This is a genomic window from Streptomyces sp. LS1784 (assembly GCF_020103755.1).
Lineage (GTDB): Bacteria > Actinomycetota > Actinomycetes > Streptomycetales > Streptomycetaceae > Kitasatospora.
Genome location: NZ_JAHSQD010000153.1, coordinates 1 through 15,607, shown reverse-complemented (window position 1 = coordinate 15,607; position 15,607 = coordinate 1). Strand labels below are relative to the sequence as shown.

At 71.0% G+C, this 15,607-nt stretch carries 16 protein-coding genes and 1 pseudogene; 5 read left to right on the top strand and 12 right to left on the bottom strand.

The window, feature by feature from the left end; translation table 11 throughout:
• Positions 1-122: 122 nt before the first annotated feature.
• Positions 123-1,643: an FAD-dependent oxidoreductase gene (locus KS423_RS19235; RefSeq protein ID WP_224280784.1), complete on the bottom strand. Its 1,521-nt coding sequence runs from the start codon at positions 1,641-1,643 to the stop codon at positions 123-125.
• A gap of 53 nt (positions 1,644-1,696) precedes the next feature.
• Positions 1,697-2,356, bottom strand: a complete 660-nt coding sequence (locus tag KS423_RS19230; protein ID WP_224280783.1) for a TetR/AcrR family transcriptional regulator — start codon at positions 2,354-2,356, stop codon at positions 1,697-1,699.
• Positions 2,357-2,528: 172 nt separating this feature from the next.
• Between KS423_RS19230 and KS423_RS19225 the strand changes: the two genes are divergently transcribed.
• Positions 2,529-3,353, top strand: a complete 825-nt coding sequence (locus KS423_RS19225) for an NAD(P)/FAD-dependent oxidoreductase (protein WP_224280782.1) — start codon at positions 2,529-2,531, stop codon at positions 3,351-3,353.
• A gap of 67 nt (positions 3,354-3,420) precedes the next feature.
• Here KS423_RS19225 and KS423_RS19220 read toward each other — a convergent pair whose 3' ends face one another.
• From KS423_RS19220 to KS423_RS19210, 3 genes are all read right to left on the bottom strand, one after another.
• Positions 3,421-3,690 (bottom strand): hypothetical protein, encoded by a 270-nt coding sequence (locus KS423_RS19220; RefSeq protein WP_224280781.1) that lies wholly within the window; start codon positions 3,688-3,690, stop codon positions 3,421-3,423.
• A 133-nt stretch (positions 3,691-3,823) separates the two neighbouring features.
• Positions 3,824-4,564: a hypothetical protein gene (locus tag KS423_RS19215; RefSeq protein WP_224280780.1), complete on the bottom strand. Its 741-nt coding sequence runs from the start codon at positions 4,562-4,564 to the stop codon at positions 3,824-3,826.
• Between the two features lie 715 nt (positions 4,565-5,279).
• Positions 5,280-5,861, bottom strand: coding sequence for a GNAT family N-acetyltransferase (locus KS423_RS19210; protein WP_224280779.1), 582 nt, complete (start codon positions 5,859-5,861; stop codon positions 5,280-5,282).
• 270 nt (positions 5,862-6,131) lie between these two features.
• Between KS423_RS19210 and KS423_RS19205 the strand changes: the two are divergent.
• A pseudogene (locus KS423_RS19205) lies at positions 6,132-6,447 on the top strand (helix-turn-helix domain-containing protein); the annotation flags it as partial.
• A 276-nt stretch (positions 6,448-6,723) separates the two neighbouring features.
• Here KS423_RS19205 and KS423_RS19200 read toward each other — a convergent pair.
• Positions 6,724-7,035, bottom strand: coding sequence for a hypothetical protein (locus KS423_RS19200; protein ID WP_224280778.1), 312 nt, complete (start codon positions 7,033-7,035; stop codon positions 6,724-6,726).
• A 133-nt stretch (positions 7,036-7,168) separates the two neighbouring features.
• Between KS423_RS19200 and KS423_RS19195 the strand changes: the two genes are divergently transcribed.
• The gene (locus KS423_RS19195; protein WP_263455017.1) at positions 7,169-7,897 is read left to right on the top strand and encodes a carbon-nitrogen hydrolase family protein; all 729 of its coding nucleotides are present in this window, start codon (positions 7,169-7,171) and stop codon (positions 7,895-7,897) included.
• Positions 7,898-8,084: 187 nt separating this feature from the next.
• Here the strand turns inward: KS423_RS19195 and KS423_RS19190 are convergent, their stop codons facing one another.
• Both KS423_RS19190 and KS423_RS19185 read right to left on the bottom strand, forming a co-directional pair.
• A complete protein-coding gene (locus KS423_RS19190) occupies positions 8,085-8,444 on the bottom strand; it encodes a DoxX family protein (RefSeq protein WP_224280776.1) in 360 nt (119 codons plus the stop codon).
• Positions 8,445-8,617: 173 nt separating this feature from the next.
• Positions 8,618-9,112 carry a cupin domain-containing protein gene (locus KS423_RS19185; protein ID WP_224280775.1) on the bottom strand — a complete coding sequence of 165 codons (495 nt, stop codon included), beginning with the start codon at positions 9,110-9,112 and terminating at the stop codon, positions 8,618-8,620.
• Between the two features lie 81 nt (positions 9,113-9,193).
• Between KS423_RS19185 and KS423_RS19180 the strand changes: the two genes are divergently transcribed.
• The gene (locus KS423_RS19180) at positions 9,194-10,045 is read left to right on the top strand and encodes a LysR family transcriptional regulator (RefSeq protein ID WP_224280774.1); all 852 of its coding nucleotides are present in this window, start codon (positions 9,194-9,196) and stop codon (positions 10,043-10,045) included.
• Positions 10,046-10,335: 290 nt separating this feature from the next.
• Positions 10,336-10,650, top strand: a complete 315-nt coding sequence (locus tag KS423_RS19175) for a hypothetical protein (protein ID WP_224280773.1) — start codon at positions 10,336-10,338, stop codon at positions 10,648-10,650.
• A 1,249-nt stretch (positions 10,651-11,899) separates the two neighbouring features.
• On the opposite strand, the gene KS423_RS19170 is transcribed toward KS423_RS19175, so the two are convergent.
• The 4 genes from KS423_RS19170 to KS423_RS19155 all read right to left on the bottom strand — a co-directional run bounded on the left by KS423_RS19170 (position 11,900) and on the right by KS423_RS19155 (position 15,376).
• Positions 11,900-13,387 carry a cell wall metabolism sensor histidine kinase WalK gene (locus KS423_RS19170; protein WP_224280772.1) on the bottom strand — a complete coding sequence of 496 codons (1,488 nt, stop codon included), beginning with the start codon at positions 13,385-13,387 and terminating at the stop codon, positions 11,900-11,902.
• 2 nt (positions 13,388-13,389) lie between these two features.
• Positions 13,390-13,740, bottom strand: a complete 351-nt coding sequence (locus tag KS423_RS19165; RefSeq protein ID WP_224280771.1) for a GNAT family N-acetyltransferase — start codon at positions 13,738-13,740, stop codon at positions 13,390-13,392.
• A 330-nt stretch (positions 13,741-14,070) separates the two neighbouring features.
• Positions 14,071-15,129, bottom strand: a complete 1,059-nt coding sequence (locus KS423_RS19160; protein WP_263455013.1) for an NlpC/P60 family protein — start codon at positions 15,127-15,129, stop codon at positions 14,071-14,073.
• A 94-nt stretch (positions 15,130-15,223) separates the two neighbouring features.
• A complete protein-coding gene (locus KS423_RS19155) occupies positions 15,224-15,376 on the bottom strand; it encodes a hypothetical protein (protein WP_224280769.1) in 153 nt (50 codons plus the stop codon).
• Between the last annotated feature and the right edge of the window lie 231 nt (positions 15,377-15,607).

The following is a 15,607-nucleotide window of genomic DNA, read 5'->3' as shown; positions in this document are numbered from 1 at the left end:
ACGGCTCGATGAACGTCCACTGCTCGTCGGTGAGTTGCCTACGTGTCACACGCAACGTCCTACCGGATCCCGCTTTCGAGCAAGCACGAAACCGCAATATTGATCACGACATCACACAGGCCCTAGTTGTGCGGGTGGCCGAGCCAGCGGGTCGCGGCCTGCTGGAATGCTTCGGTGTCGGCGTGGTCGTCCGCCCACGCCACAATGCCGTCCGGCCGGATGAACAGGGCAGTGAATCCGAGGTCGTTGCGTACCGGTCCGGCCGCATGGTGGATCCGGCCCGCCCAGCCCTTGGCCGCGGTCTGCAGCGCACGGTCGCGGCTGAAGTCCAGGAGCACGCCCTGGCCCTGGCGCAGCAGTTCACCGAGGCGGGTGCCGTCCTGGAAGCGGAAGTCGGGGGCGCTGTGGCCGACGAGCGGCTGCTCGCTGCCCAGGTCGTAGTGGTGGAACAGTCCCGAGGTCTGCCGGTACACATGGGTGACCCCGTCGGGGGCGCTCATCAGGTCGAGGACCAGCTTGCGCAGGGCGGGGGCGTTGGGGCCCGGCTTCATGGTGGCGACCTGGGCGCGGGACCAGTCGAGGACGGCGGCGCCGATGGGGTGGCGCTCGTCGGTGTAGGTGTCGAGCAGGCCCTCGGGCGCGGTGCCGTGGACGGTGGCGGCGAGCTTCCAGCCGAGGTTGACGGCGTCGCCGATGCCGAGGTTGAGGCCCTGGCCGCCAAGCGGTGAGTGGATGTGCGCGGCGTCACCGGCGAGCAGGACGCGGCCCTTCTTGTAGCTGGTGACCTGCATGGCGCGGTCGGTGAAGCTGGAGGCCAGCTCGACGTCGGTCAGCGTCACGTCGGTGCCGGAGATGCGGCGCAGGACCGCCTGGAGGTGCTCGCGGGTCAGCGGCTGGGAGCGGTCGAAGGTGCCGCCGTCGAAGTCGTTCATGCCCAGATGGCCCTCGAAGGGCGTGCGCAGGTACATGCCGGTCGGCGTCAGGTTGAAGCCGAGCGGCAGCTGCTGGGGGTCGGCGAAGGCGACCTTGGCGACGTAGCCGGTGAACAGCGGGTCGGTGCCGACGAAGTCGAAGCCCACGAGCTCGCGCACCGCACTGCGCCCGCCGTCGCAGCCCACCAGCCAGCGCCCCCGGTATTCGTGTCCGTCGGCAGTGGCGGTGACGCCGTCGTCGTCCTGCGTCACGGCGGTGACGGGAACGCCCCGGATGATCTCCACGCCGAGCGAGGCGGCCCGCTGGGCGAGCACCGTCGAGACGGCTTCCACGCTCGTCATGAACCCTTGCATCGCCGGGCCGGGCAGCCGGAACGGCAGAGCGGACGCGTCGATGCCACCCGCGTCCAGGCCCATGCCCGCGAAGTGGGACACGTCGCGGGGAGCGGGCGCTTCACCCGCGTCGGGGTCCGCACCGACCTCCTTCTCGTCGGCGCCGGAGGCGTCCATCATCGCTTCGAGCAGGCCGCGGCGGTGTAACGTCTCGGCCGAGCCCGCGTTCAGGCCCCGCATGCCGAGCGGGAGTGCCTTCAGCGGCGAGGTGGGTTCCCGGTCCCGCTCAAGGATCAGGACCGAGCAGCCGGACAGGGCCAGTTCGCCGGCCAGGAACAGGCCGACCGGGCCGCCGCCCGCGATGACTACGTCACGCATGAGAGATTCCCCCTCAAGGAAGTCCAGTTGGCTGCCGACCCGGTGGGGCGGGGTCAGCGCAGGTGGGTGAGGCCGTCGAGGACGACGGCGATGCCGGTGAGGAACTGCTCGCGGTCGTCGTGCTCTCTCATCTGGCCGACGATGGCGTGCAGGAACGGGTAGGACTCGGCGTCGAGATCCTGCCACCCCTGCGAGGCCGCGTCGAAGAACTCCTCGTGGTCCGCATCGGGGTCGACGCCTGAGGTGTCCCCCTCGATGCGGGCGTTCTGGCTGATCGCGCCGAGGATGTAGTGCACGAGCGTCGAGGCGGCGTCGAACCAGCGAGCCTGTGGGACGCCCAGGGCCCCCACCTGCCGGCCGAGCCTTTCGAAGATCCCCACCGTCACCGGGCCGACGGGGTTGCGGATGATCTGGAGGGTCAACCGCGTGGCGAGCCAGCGGTGTTCGGCGATGGCGTCGAACACCGCCAGTGCGACGACGCGGATCTCGTCCTCGGGTGTGGCCTGCGCCCCGGCGGGCTTGGTCGCCAGAGCCGCGGTGATGACGGTTTCCGTCGCCGCGTCCAGCAGTTCGTCCCGGTTGCCGACGTGGTAGTAGATCGCCCCTGACCCGGTGGCCAGGCGATCGGTCATCACCCGGACGGTCAGGGCGCCCTCGCCACCGGTATCGAGAAGGTCGATCGCGGTGTCGATGATCTGCTCCCGGGAGAGCACCTGGTTACGCCGCTGAGTCCGGCGTGCTCGTGTTGGCGCGTCCCCAATATGACACAGTTGGATCACTGCACCAAGTTAGAGCACTGAGCTAACTTGGAGCATCGCTCCATATTGGAACGTTGCGCCAAATGGGTCGGAGGACCGCGCCGCCCCCGCTCACGAAGGAGGCACGATGCACCCCGTCACGATCATCGGCGCCGGGCTCGGCGGACTCACGCTGGCGCGCGTCCTGCACCTGAACGGCATGCCCGCCGTGGTCTACGAGGCAGAAGCCTCGCCCACGGCGCGGGCACAGGGCGGGATGCTCGACATCCACGACTACAACGGACAGCTCGCCCTCGACGCGGACGGCCGGCCGGAGGCGCTGCGCGCGGACCTGCGCCGGATGCTGCTCGACGCGCTGCCCGCCGGCACCGTCCGCTGGGGGTGCAAGGTCAGCGGTGCCCGCGCCCTGATCGGCGGCGGGCACGAGGTGGCCTTCGCCGACGGCAGCAGCGTGACCGCCAGGGTGCTCGTCGGCGCGGACGGCGCCTGGTCACGGATACGCCCGCTGGTGTCGAAGGCGATACCCGAGTACGTCGGCACGTCGTTCGTCGAGACCTACCTGTTCGACGCTGACAGCCGGCACCCGGCCGCCGCGAAGGCGGTCGGCGGCGGCTCGATGTTCGCCCCCGCAGGAGACAGGGCGCTCACAGCCCACCGTGAACGCGGCGACACCCTGCACGCCTACATCTCCCTTATCGGCGACGCCGCCCACCTGCTGGCCCCCAACGGCGAAGGCGCCAACTGGGCCCTGTACGACGGTGCGGAACTCGGCAAGTCCCTGGCCGCCCACCCGGGCCGTCTCGAATCCGGCCTCGACGCCTACGAGCAGGACATGTTCGCCCGCATGAGCCGGGCCGACGCCGAGACGGCCAAGCACCTCGAAGAGACCTTCGGCGACACCATCCCCGACAGCCTCCTCGCCCTGATGCCCGAACACCAGCAAGGCCACTGAACAGGCCACCCGGACGTTCCGCCGGCCTGTACCGGATCGGCCTGTACCGAATCGGCCTCCCCCGCGCTCACGGCTCCGCCGTGCCCGTACGGGACGCGTCGGCCGGGCCACCCCCACCCACGGCCCCGGGCGCGGTACCGCCGAGGACGAAGGCGAGCACGGCCTCGTTGACCGCCTTCGCGTGCGGCGCGCCCATGCGGCCAGCGCCCCGAGCAGTGCCGCCCGTCTCCGAGCGGACCGTCCCGAGCACCGAAGCGACCGCGTCCAGCCCAGCCGCGCCCTCCAGCCGCCACGTCTTGTGCCGGGCAGCGGTGTTGCCGTCGGAGGCAAGCCTCACCACCGAACATTCGGTCCAGGCCGTTCAGGCCGTTCAGGCCATGCAGGCGGTCCGGGCCGTGCAGGCAGTCCGGGCAGCCGAACCCGACGGCAAGGGTTCGGCCGCGCCGAGCACGCCCGGAGGCGGGCGCGGTTCAGCGGCGGTCGCCGCCGATGGTGTCGGTCTCGCGCAGCACTGCCAGCGCGAAGGCGAGACGCTTGTCCAGCCAGCCGTCCCGCTTGACGAAGTACCAGCGCGTGCCGTCGGAGCGGCGCGGGAAGGTCAGCACCGCTTCCCCCGTCCCGTCCGCCCCCTCCCCCGCGCCCACGACCGTCGCCCAGACCACCGGCTTGAGGCTCCCCCCGGAACCCGTCGCTTCGTCGGACCCGAAGGACAGCAGGGAGTCGACGATCCCGTCGAGGACGTGGCCAGCCCCACGCCCCAGGGACGCTCCCGGCCCTCCCCGAGCCCAGGCCCGTGGGGCCACGATGACCGGGTGCCCGAGCTGTTCCATCCACAGGCCCTGCTGGGTGAGCCGCTTCGTGACCGGTGTGCGACGGACGGAGCCGAGCTCCCGGCCGGCAGTGTCCGTCACCCGGTAACGGTCGGAACCGTCCGGCAGCACCGTACACAGCAGTTGCCGCCCGGCCTCGTCCTCGAAGAGCCGGAAACCGCCCTTCGCAAGCGGTCCGGCCGGCTCCACGGGGACGATGTAGACGCCAGGGACCATGTACTCGTCGCCCCCGCGCGTCCTCACGAACCGGACCGCGTGTGCGCCCTCGCCCCGCTTCGACGTGCGGAACGTGTTCCGCAACGTCCTGCCCACCGTGAACTGGGTGATCTCGTCCCAGTGCAGCGCCTCGAAGGGCTCGTCCCGCCTGCTTCGTCCGAACACCGTCAGCTTCCCTTCCCGCCCGCCGGATTCCTCTCCGGCGGCACGAGAATACGAGACCGCCGCGCGCAGGGCCGGGCCGCGGCCGCCTCGTGGAAGCGCAGGTCGGCCCACTTCGTCACGTTCGACCTGCTCCGTCTCGGCGACACCGACCCGACCGGGTGGCCACACGAACGGCGCCGCACCGCGCCGCAGGAATGTTCACGGAGGCCCGGCAGACCGGGCTACTGACCCTGCGCCCCCACCACAGAACCCGCAGAAGCGCGCAAGTGACCGGACTGGAGCGCCTACCTTCAAGTCCGGCCTCCAGCCGGACGGCGGCACACCCCGGATCCGGTGCTGCCGCGAATTCGCGCCAACCCGGCCGGCGCCGCGCCAACCACTGGGTGACGGTACGCCGGCCGCGCTCGCCCTCGCGCTGATCCCCGCAGCCGCTCCAACGGCCGCCGCCGCTGCACCGAGCGCCGCGTCCGTCGCCTCCAAGCACCGCGCGCTGCCCGAGCCATCCGTTTGAGGAATGCCTCGCGGATGTCGTCGCGGACGTCCCGGCGAATCCGCAGGCTCGGTCACCGACATCCCACAGGGCGTCACCGGCAAGGTCCTCAGGCACCAGCTCCGCCGACGTTGTGACACGCTCGCGGACTACCTTCGCGCCAGCGGCCCCGCCGTGGTGGCCGCCGCCCTCCAGTCGGCGGGAGACCACCATGACGCGCGGACGTCACCCCCGGGCGGCGGGAGTTCCCTGAGCGGTGACGTCCGCGCCGGCCCACTCGGTGGCCAGCATCGCGTACACGGCCAGGTCCGCCCGCTGCCCCTTGAGCATCTCGCCCTGCACGAAGAACGCTTCCCGACGCATGCCGAGGCGCTCCATCAGCCGCATCGACGAAACGTTGCTCCCGTTGCACATGCCGATCACCCGGTGGAAGCCGTGCCGCTCGAACGCCAGCCGCAGCACCTCGCGGCCGGCTTCGGTGGCATACCCGCGGCCGCCGTGGTCGGGGTTCATCACGAAACCCATCTCGGCGCGGCCCAGTTCGGCGCTCAGCCAGTCCAGGTTGAACTCGCCGATGAGCCGACCGGACTCGCGCAACTCCACCGCGATAGCCAGGTTGTCGCCCTCCCCGGCCAGCTCGGACTGCGTGATCCTGGTGGCCAGCGCGGTGCGCGTCTCCTCCCGGGTACGGGTGTCCCACAGCAGATACCGGGTCACGTCCGGACGGCGCTGGATGTCATGCAGGTCGTCGAGATCCGTCTCGGTGAAGGAACGCAGCACCAGCCGGTCAGTGACAACAGGATCCACGGGTGAGACTCCGAATGAGATTCTTCGATGAATGGTCCAGCGTACTAGCATCCGAAAATCGGCATTTATCCGGACGAAGCGAAGCGGCACAGCCGATTGCCAGAAGGCCGATGCCCTGCGGCCGGCTTCAGTCTCCGAAGCGGCGCAGATCTCGGTCCCAGCTGTCGGCAACGGGTGAAACGAGGACCACGGACGGCGGATCAAAAGCGGGTCACTGCGTGATCTCTTGATCATCCTGACTTCACTGGTACGGGAGTCGGGAGGGAAGAGGTGATCGGGGTGGAGGACTGGGCCGAGATCCGGCGGCTGCATCGGGGCGAGGGGTTGTCGGCACGGGCTGTGGCCCGGCAGCTGGGGATCTCCCCGGGGTACCGTGGCGCGTGCTCTGGCCTCGGACCGGCCGCCGGTCTACCAGCGCCCGTTGAAGGGCTCGGCCGTGGACGTCTTCGAACCTGCCATCCGTGAGCTGCTGAAACAGACCCCGACGATGCCGGCCACCGTGATCGCGGAGCGGATCGGCTGGCAACGTGGGCTGTCGATCCTGCGGGAGCGAGTACGCAAGCTGCGGCCGGCCGCCCGCAGGCCTCACCGCCCCGACGACGGACACCGGACAGGAACCCGGCCCGGCCGGAACGAGGCAGGATAGCGCGCGTTTGGAATGACGCTCACCGCCAGTCGGCGCCGACACCTGGACCACCGACAAGCGCCGCTCCTTCGCCAACGACCTGGAGCACTCCCAACTGCTCGCCGTGTCCGCGGCCAGCAACCGGGCCGAGGGCGACAAGCGCCCCGACTCCTGACGGCCGCCGTCCGTCGCCTACTGGTGCACCTACTCCAGGGCCTGGGCCAACATCAAGTACGTCTACGGCCTCAGCACCACGGCGAGCGAGAAGAACGCTCTGGTCGAGATGCTCAACACCTGCGCATGGTCGTCGACCGGGCCGGCCCGCCCCGCGGCCTGGAGCGGGCCGGCCATGCCTGTCCGTGACCTCGGCCATCGGTTGCCGTTGCTCTTGCCGTAAACCGGTTCTGGAACGCCCGGGGCGCTGGAGACGATCCTGCTGTCGATCATGGCGATCCAGGTCCCGCGCTCGGTGTCGTACTCTTCGAGCCGGCCCCTGCGGGCACGGCCCGGACCCGGCACCGCAGCGGGCTGCAGCAGGCGGACGCCCACCCCGGGCAGGAGCGTTCGCGGCCGCCGAAGCCGAACTCACCGCCACCGGGGCGGTGGCCGCCGAGCCGCCAGGTTTCGGACAATCAGAGCGCCCCGGGGCCTGGGGTTCCGCCCGCGGCGGACAGGCGGGATGATGGCGGATGTGATCACCGCAGCTGCGCAGTTCGCCCCAGCCGCCGGGGATGTCGAGGGCAACGTCCGAACGGTGTCCGGCCTGATCCGCCGGGCCGGTGCCGAGGGCGCGCGCGTCGTCGTCTTCCCCGAGCTGGCCCTCACCGGCTACGAACCGACCCTCATCCGCACGACCCCGGCCGCTTGTCTCACCGAGGCAGACGCCCGGCTCGATCCGGTACGGGAGGCCTGCCGCGCGACGGGAGCGGCGGCCGTCGTCAACGGACCGGTGCTCATGGCCGGGGCGGAGGGCCGGCCGGGTATCACCTCGCTGGTCGTCGGCCCGGACGGCGCGCTCCTCGCCCGCTACGACAAGAGGCATCTGTACGGCGTCGAGGCCGAGGTCTTCGCCCCGGGCACCGCCGACGGGCGCTTCACCCTCGACGGCGTCCGATTCGCGCTCGCCACCTGCTACGACAACCGCTTCCCCGACATCGCCGAGCGGGCCGCCTCGGACGGCTGCACCGTCTATCTGGCGAGCTCGGCGTTGGACGCCGACAACGACTCGTTCGAGAAGGTGTATCCGGTACGGGCCAGGGAGTTCGGGCTGTACGTGGTCCTGGCCGACCTCGTCGGCCCGAGCGAGGCGGGCCCGTGCACGGGCCGCAGCGGCGCGTGGGGCCCGGACGGCGAGCGGATCGCCGACGCGGGCCCCGACGGGGAGGGGTTCGCCCTCGCCGAGGTGAGCTGACGAACCCGCCGGGTGAACTCGGCGGCACGCAGGACGGTCCGGCGTTCGGCCAGGCCCGGCGCGCGTCGGACTTGTCGGCGACTTCCGAGAGTTGGCTCCCTGGCCGCGGCGAGGAGACAGGTCGAGTGGTCACCCGACAGGGTCCGCGGGAGCTCGCTCCCGCGGCCCCTGGGGGAACTGTGCTCGATCACAGCCGGGCGGCCAGCCAGATGGTCACGACCGCGGCGGCGGTGAGCCCGGTATTGAGTGCGATCCGGCGGTCTTCGCCAGTCAGATGGACGGTGATCGCGCCGGTCTGCAGGAATACGAAGCCGATGGCCGCGGTCGGCGCCAGCGAGGGAGCGACGCCGGTCAGCGGTGGCAGGATCAGGCCGGTCGCGCCGAGTATTTCGACCGCTCCCAGCGCCCTGAGGGCAGGCAAAGGTATGCGGTCGACCCAGGCCATCATCGGTCGGAGTTGATCGCGGCTGCGGATCACCTTCAGCGTGCCTGCGTAGGAGTAGAAAAGCGCGAGCAGTCCCGCGACGATCCAATAGGCGATGTTCATGGTTCCCGTTCATGGGCCACCGGTTCACGGGGACCCGTCGATTGCGTTGCTTGCCGGAAGAGCCCTGGTGAAGGCCCGGTCCGTCGTCCGAGGGACCCGGACGCCGAAGGGCGGCAGCGCCGCCACCCTGCCGGTCGAAAGGAGGGTGGCCGGGCCGTGCCGTGCTGTCGGCTTCAGGCGAGGTCGGTGGCGGGCTCGGTCGCGTAGCGGCTCATCGCGTCGATGTTGGCCTGTGGCGTCAGTGGCCGGCCGCCGGCGAGCTCCTCCTGGAGTTCTCGGAAGTACTGCACGTACAGGTCGGGGGTGAATGTGCTGAGCATGACGGCGGGTCGGTCGGTCAGGTTGGCGAAGGTGTGCGGGGTGCCGGGCGCAACCACCACGAGCGTGCCCGTGGTGGCGTCGTAGTCCTCGTCACCGACGGTGAACCGCACGGTGCCGGAGAGGATGTAGAAGCCCTCGTCGTGTCGGGTGTGGCGGTGCTGGGGCGGTCCCTGGGTGTGCGGGGCGAGGACGGACTCGGCGATCGCGAGGCGGTGCCCGGTGTGGCTGCCGTCCTCCAGAACGCGCATGTGCGTGGTGCCCAGAACGATCGTCTCGCCGTCGCCGGGACCCACCACCGATACAGCGGGGTGGGTCTGCGGCTCGCTGGTCTTCGCTTCTTCGGTCATGCTCACGAGTGCACCGCCGGGGACCTGCCGGTGTCCAAGACCCATCCCGCGGCGCCGATACCTCGTGGGTATTGTTGCAGCGTGGAGCTACGGACCTTGCGCTACTTCGTGGCGGTCGCCGAGGAACTCCACTTCGGCCGGGCCGCCACCCGACTGCACATGAGTCAGCCGCCGCTGAGCCGGGCGATCAAGCAGTTGGAGGCCGATGTCGGGGCCCTGCTGTTCGCCCGCTCGCCCGCGGGGGTCACGCTCACGCCGGTGGGCTCGGTGCTGCTCGACGAGGCGCGGGCCCTACTCGACCATGCCGACCGCGTCCGGGTACGCGTGGGCGCGGCGGCCGGCGTCGCGACCATCACCGTCGGCATCCTGGGCGACGGCACCGACCCGGGAGTGGCCAGGCTGGCCGCCGCCTACCGCCGACGCCACCCCGGCATCGACATCCGCATCCGAGACACCGATCTGACCGACCCCACCTGCGGGTTGCGCGCCGGGCTGGTCGACGTCGCGCTGACTCGGGCGCCGTTCGACGAGACTGCCCTGACGGTGCGTTCCCTGCGGACCGATCCGGTCGGCGTGGTCCTGCGCGCCGACGATCCGCTGGCCCGCCGCGACGGACTGCGGCTGGCCGAGCTGAGCGACCGCCGCTGGTTCCAGTTCCCGCAGGGCACCGACCCCATCTGGCAGTCGTACTGGAACGGCGACAGTCCGCGCGAGGGCCCAGTGGTGCGCGCCGTCCAGGAATGCCTGCAGGCCGTGCTGTGGAACGGCACGGTCGGCTTGGCCCCGCTCGGACACGACCTGCCCGCGGAGCTGGCCGTGGTGCCGCTGATCGACATGCCGCCGAGCCGAGTGGTGGCGGTGTGGAACGAGGGTGACACCAACCCGTTGATCCGATCCTTCATCGAGATCGCGACAGCCGCGTACCGTCACTGAGCACCGGCAACCGGTGCTGCCGCAGCTCGTGAACAATTCGAACGCCGCGGCTCCAGGGACCGCCTCCCGAAGTGGTGGACATCTGCTGTTCCCTCGCGTACAGAGCCAGTCAGCGCCATACCCGCAGTCCGTACACCTTCGGGTGGTTACGAGAAGCGATCCCCGAAAGCAGTGAGACACGGTGCGTATGGTCTCAATTCCGGTGGGCCAGCCAGCTCACCACGCCTGCACGCAGAGAAAGGACCCTTTTCTTGCCGCGTTCACACCGAGCTCTCGCCGCCGCAAGCTCCTTGCTCCTCGCCTCATCAGGCCTCATCCTCGCCAGCGCGGCCAATGCCAGCGCTGCTGCCTGCGGAGCCCACAAGGTCACCAGCATTCCTGGTGCCGAAGCTGAATACCGTCTGGCTTGCAGCAACGGGAACCTCCGCGTGTACGGCTGGGTCAAGGACACGCGCCCTGACGGCGACTTCGCCGCACTCCACGTCCACAGTTCCAGCGGTGAAGTGCGCAGCGCGTTCGCTGATGGCATGGGCAAGGTCGAACACTTCGACTTCACGTTCGCTCGCGCCAGCTCGGCAGAGGTCCGGCTGAGCTTGGACAACTGACCGGATTGCGGACCGCTGTGGCACGACGGCCCGGTCCTCCCCAGCGCGGCGTCGAGTAGGACCAGGCCGTCACCGTGCAGGTCCTCGCGCTCACGTGTCAGGAGCACGGGGACCTGTTGTGCGCCGGGGTGGTCGGAGCGTCCACGGCCGCCCTGCGCACTCTGGCGTGGCCCTCACATCGTCACCCGGGGAAGCCCGTGCCCGCTCTGCATCCGGACCGCCACCAGAACATATCGGGGTGACACGCTCAAGCCACGACTACGCCGAAGCCCTGCCATCCGCGTGCGCTTAGCCGGGCGGGGCTGGAGGGTCAGATCGCCTGGTCGGGGTCGTCGAGCCAGGCGTGCCAACCGTCGCGGGTCACGGTGAGTCCGAGACGTTCGACTCCGGGCTCGCCCGTGTCGTGCCACCAGGTGAGGGTGCGTTCGAAGTCGTCCCGCAGGCAGCGCCCACCGTACTGGCGGACCAGGCGGACGTCCTTGCCGTCGCGGAAGGTCGCGGCGGCCCAGGCCGGGAGTGAGGGAGTAGAGCCACAGTGTCCGGCCGTCCTGGTGCGGTTGGACGGCGTGGACGACGTCGCGCAGGCGCAGACCGGCGGCGAGCGGGAACGGGTCGAACTTGCCGTGCGCGGGCAGCGTGGCGGTGGTGGTCTCGGCGACGGTGCCGCCGTCGGCCGGGTTCTTCGGCCATCGCAGGCGCTGGGAGCGCATCTTCATGAACTCCACCGGCTGGAGGAACGGCCCGGACGCGGTGCCGTCGGCGTGGACGGTGAGGCGGACCAGGGCGTCGGCCCCTCGCTCCCCGACCGGCCGTCGCCGGGCGCTCAGCGGGCTCCGACGCCTTTGGTGGTGAACCGCCGCAGCGATCCGAAGTGGGTCTCGATCGCCGGCGACCGCCGAGACCCGGGACAAGGGTCGGGCCCGGCAGGTTGGGCTCCGGGCAGGTGCCGTGGTCCGCCCCCCGGCACCGGCACCCCGTTCGCCCCCGGTGCCACGGTGGTGCGCCGCGACATCCACCTCGGCAAGGTGTCCCGGCCGATCACGGCGCGGACCCGCCCCCACATCGACACACTCAGCACGATCGACCCGAGCAGCCGTCGCCCCGACAACGCGTGGAGCACCTGCTGCGGGGTCTCACCCGCGTCCGGCGCCAGGCCCGCCCCGCGGGCGAGCAGCTCGGCGCGGAGCGCGACCGCCTGCTCCACGCCAGGTACTCCAGTGTCGACTGCGCCTCGCCGCCGGCCGCCATGTCAAACCTCGGGAAATGCGCGCAGTGCCTTGTGGCCATCCTGTCCAGGGGGTTCCGCAGGGCCGTATCGTACGGCGGCCGGCAGCTCCAGCACGAAGCGGGCGCCGCGCTGGGACGGGGCGACCCGCACAGTGCCGCCGTGCCGGGTGGCGATGTCGGCGGTGATGGCCAGGCCGAGACCGCTGCCGCCGGCGTCCCGGCTGCGGGCCTCGTCGAGCCGGGTGAACGGTTCGAAGATCCGCTCATGCTCGGCCGGCGGGACGCCTGGGCCGTCGTCGCGTACCTCCAGCAGGCAGCGGTGCCCAGCTTGCCGGGTCGCGAGCACGATCTCTTCCTCTGCGTGCCGCTGGGCGTTGTCGAGCAGGTTGCGCACCAGCCGGTGCAGCGGGATCCGGCTGCCGTGCACCAGGACCGCCTCGGGTACGTCCACCCGCAGGGTGAGTCGGGCGTCGAGGACCGGGCGGTACTGGTCGGCGAGCTCGCGCAGCACGGCGGACAGGTCGACGATGGTGGGCTGACCGGCCGTCGCCGGGTGCGTGTTCCGGGCCAGGAACAGCAGGTCCTCGGTGAGCTGCTGGAGCCGCTCGACCGAGGTGAGCGCCTCCCGGGTGGCGGCCGGCCAGTCGGTGCGCTCGGGGTGGGCCAGCGAGACCTCCAGGTTGGTGCGCAGCGCGGCGATCGGGCTGCGCAGCTCGTGCGAGGCGTCCGCGACGAAGCGCTGCTGCTGCACGGCCGAGCGCTCCAGCCGGTCCAGCGTGGCGTTGGTGGTCCGGGCCATCCGGGAGATCTCGTCGCCGGAGCGCGGCACCGGGACGCGGCGGTCCAGCCGGTGCTCGCCGATCTCGGCCAGCTCGGCGCGGATCGCCTCCACCGGGCGCAGCGCCCGGCTGGTCGTCGCCCAGGCCACCAGCGCCACCAGGAGCGCGGCGGCCGGCACGCCGGCCAGCAGGACCGCGTCGACGGTGCGCAGCGAGGCCTCGGCGGCGAACGGGGTGGCCAGCACGTACACCGTGATCGGGCCGAGCAGGGGCTTCGTCGGCCCGCTGGTGTCCGCGGCCCGGTAGTACATGCGCCAGCTGCCCATGGCGGTGAAGGTGCGTCCTGAGTAGTGGTCGGCGGCAGTCGGGCCCGTGGGGCCGATGGTGATCCGCCCGCCCGCGGGCTGCCAGTTCTCGGGCGCGCGCGGTGGGGCGGGCGGGGGCAGCAGGCCGGTCAGGTGCTGAGTGGCAAGCGGCCCGCCGAGGCTGACCAATTGGCCATCCTTGTCGAGGATGATGTACGGGAGCAGATCGCTCCCGGCGAACTGCTGGCCGTGGGTGAAGCCGCGGGCGATCTCTCGCGCCTGGTACTTCGCCTCTGCGTCGGTGGCCTGCAGCTGGGCGTCGTACATGTGGCCCCGCAGCCACCAGGCGCCGCCGCCGAGCAGCAGCAGGGCCGCGAGGCCGGCCGCCAGCGCGGTGCGCAGACCGATGGAAAGGCGGCTGAGCACGGTCAAGCCTCCAGGCGATAGCCGGCGCCCTCGGGGTCTGTGAGAGCGGCGGCGGTGCGTTCGGCCTCGGCCGGCAGCCGGGCAGTGATGCCGTGTCCGCGGGCTTCGGGTGTGACGTGCATGCCCGTGAGCTCGGCCGCGCTGTCGGGGAACGGCTGGACGGCGGCGCATCCGCCGGGGCGGCCGCTGGTCTGTGCCAGCAGGAGGCGGGTGTCGGGGTTGAGATGGGCGCCGCCGGTGCCGGGCTCGTCGGGGTGACGCGCGGCGAGGTCGGCATCGAGGTCGCGGACCAGCTGCAGGACTCTCGGGTCGTCGGGTGCGGCTTCGGTGATGGTCAGGTCGTGGGTGGCCACAGGCTGCGGAGCCTTTCGAGGATGAGGTCCAGCTGGGTTCGCAGGGCGCGCCGTTGGACGTCAGGCGGGTAGGCATCGGGGTCGGTCACGGCGTTGAGGTCCGGGCCGTCCAGTCAGGAGACCAACGCAAGAACCCGCGATTCGCAGCTGACCAGTTCGGTCTCGATGCCGGTGGGGCGAGCCGAACGTCGTTGATCTCTTCGAAGCCGTAGGAAGGGCTGCGGGCCGTCAGGACGGCATCGGTGCGGCCGCTGGGGCGAGCGGCCTCCGGAGCCCTGGTGGCGCCGCCGACGGTGACGGCGGCGCCCTGGTCGTCGACGACTGCCTTTGTCAGATGCGGATGATCGCTGCGATTGGCATGACGGTGGCGCCCAGGTACTGGACGGTTTTGCCGGGCTGTGGGGCGTGGATGATCTGTCCGCCTCCCACGTACATGCCGACGTGGCTGTGGTCGTTGAAGAAGATGACGAGGTCGCCGGGGCGGGCGTTGGAGATGTCGGTTCCGATGTCGGTGCCGGCCGAGGCCTGGTCCTGTGAGGTGCGCGGCAGGGTGATGCCGGCTTTGGCGTAGGCCCATACCATCAGGCCCGAGCAGTCGAATGAGTTCGGGCCGGTGCCGCCCCGTACGTAGGGTTTGCCTTCCTCGGCCCTGGCGGCAGCGACCGCGGCTGCCGCGTACGGGCCAGTGGCAGTGCCGGCGTCTTTGGTGGTCTTGGGGTTCGTGTTGCTGTCGAGGCCGGTGCGGCTGTCGCTGCGCGAGGCGCGGGTTGGGGAGGCTGTGTGAGCGGCGGCCTTGGCGTCGGCGGCGGCCTTGGCATCGGCCTGGGCGAGCTGGTCGCGCTCCTGCTGTGTCAGGGAGTTCAGCAGGGCCTGTGCTTTCGCCAGTTTTGCCCGGACCTCCTCCGTGGCCGCTTTCAGGTCCTTGGCGGTGGCGTCCAGGTCCGTCAGTTTCTGCTGTGCTTCGGCTTTTTGCTGGTCGAGTCTGCTCTGCTCGGTCCTGAGTGCCTTGAGCGCGTCGGCTTGCGTCCGGCCTACGAGCTGGGCCGAGTCGGCCTTGGAGAGGAAGGAGTCCGGGTCGCTGGAGAGCATGAGTTGGACGGTCGGGGACATCCCGTTGTTGCGGTACTGGTCGGCCGCGATCTCGGCGAGACCGCTCTGGGCGGTGCTCACCTGTGCCTGCCGGCGTGCCATCTGGTTCTGCAGGTCGTTCGCCTGTTTCTGCAGGGTCTGCTGCTTCTCGGTGGCCGCGTTGTACTTCTCGGTGGCGACCTCGGCCTCGTGGTAGAGCTGGTCGAGCTGGCTCTTGGCCTCGTCCTTTGTCGGTGTCGGGTCGGCGTGCGCACCGGTCTGGGAGGAAAGGGCGACCGCGGTCGCGGCGGCGGCGGTCATGACCGAGACGCGTACGCGGCCTGCGGGCTTGGGGCGGCGGTGGGATGCCACGGAGACGGGCTCCTAGCAGGGAAGGTGTGCATGGAGGGTCGGCTCACCGGCCGGTGAGCAGCGAGACCGGGTGCCCGCCGACGCCGGCGGGCATGTCCGGGAGCAGTTGGCAGGCGGTGCGGTCGCTTGGCGCGCCGCACCCCACCGTGACCATGACCGTGGCGGTGACCGGGATGGGCCTGTTGGTGAGCAGCACGTCAGGGACGTGTTCCTGCAGATGGAGCGGGCGGCGGCCGGCGCTATCAGAGCCGCTTCCCAGCCGGGCCGCGCCCACGCCGGTCGGCGTGGGCGGTCGGTGTGGGGCGGTCGGTGTGGGCGGTGGGTCAGAACTGCCAGGTGGGGTCGTCGGCGATCGCGAGCAGGGCGGCCTCGTCCAGGCCCGTGCCCGGCTGTTCGGTCCACTGCTGGAGCGTCACCGTCCGGCCGT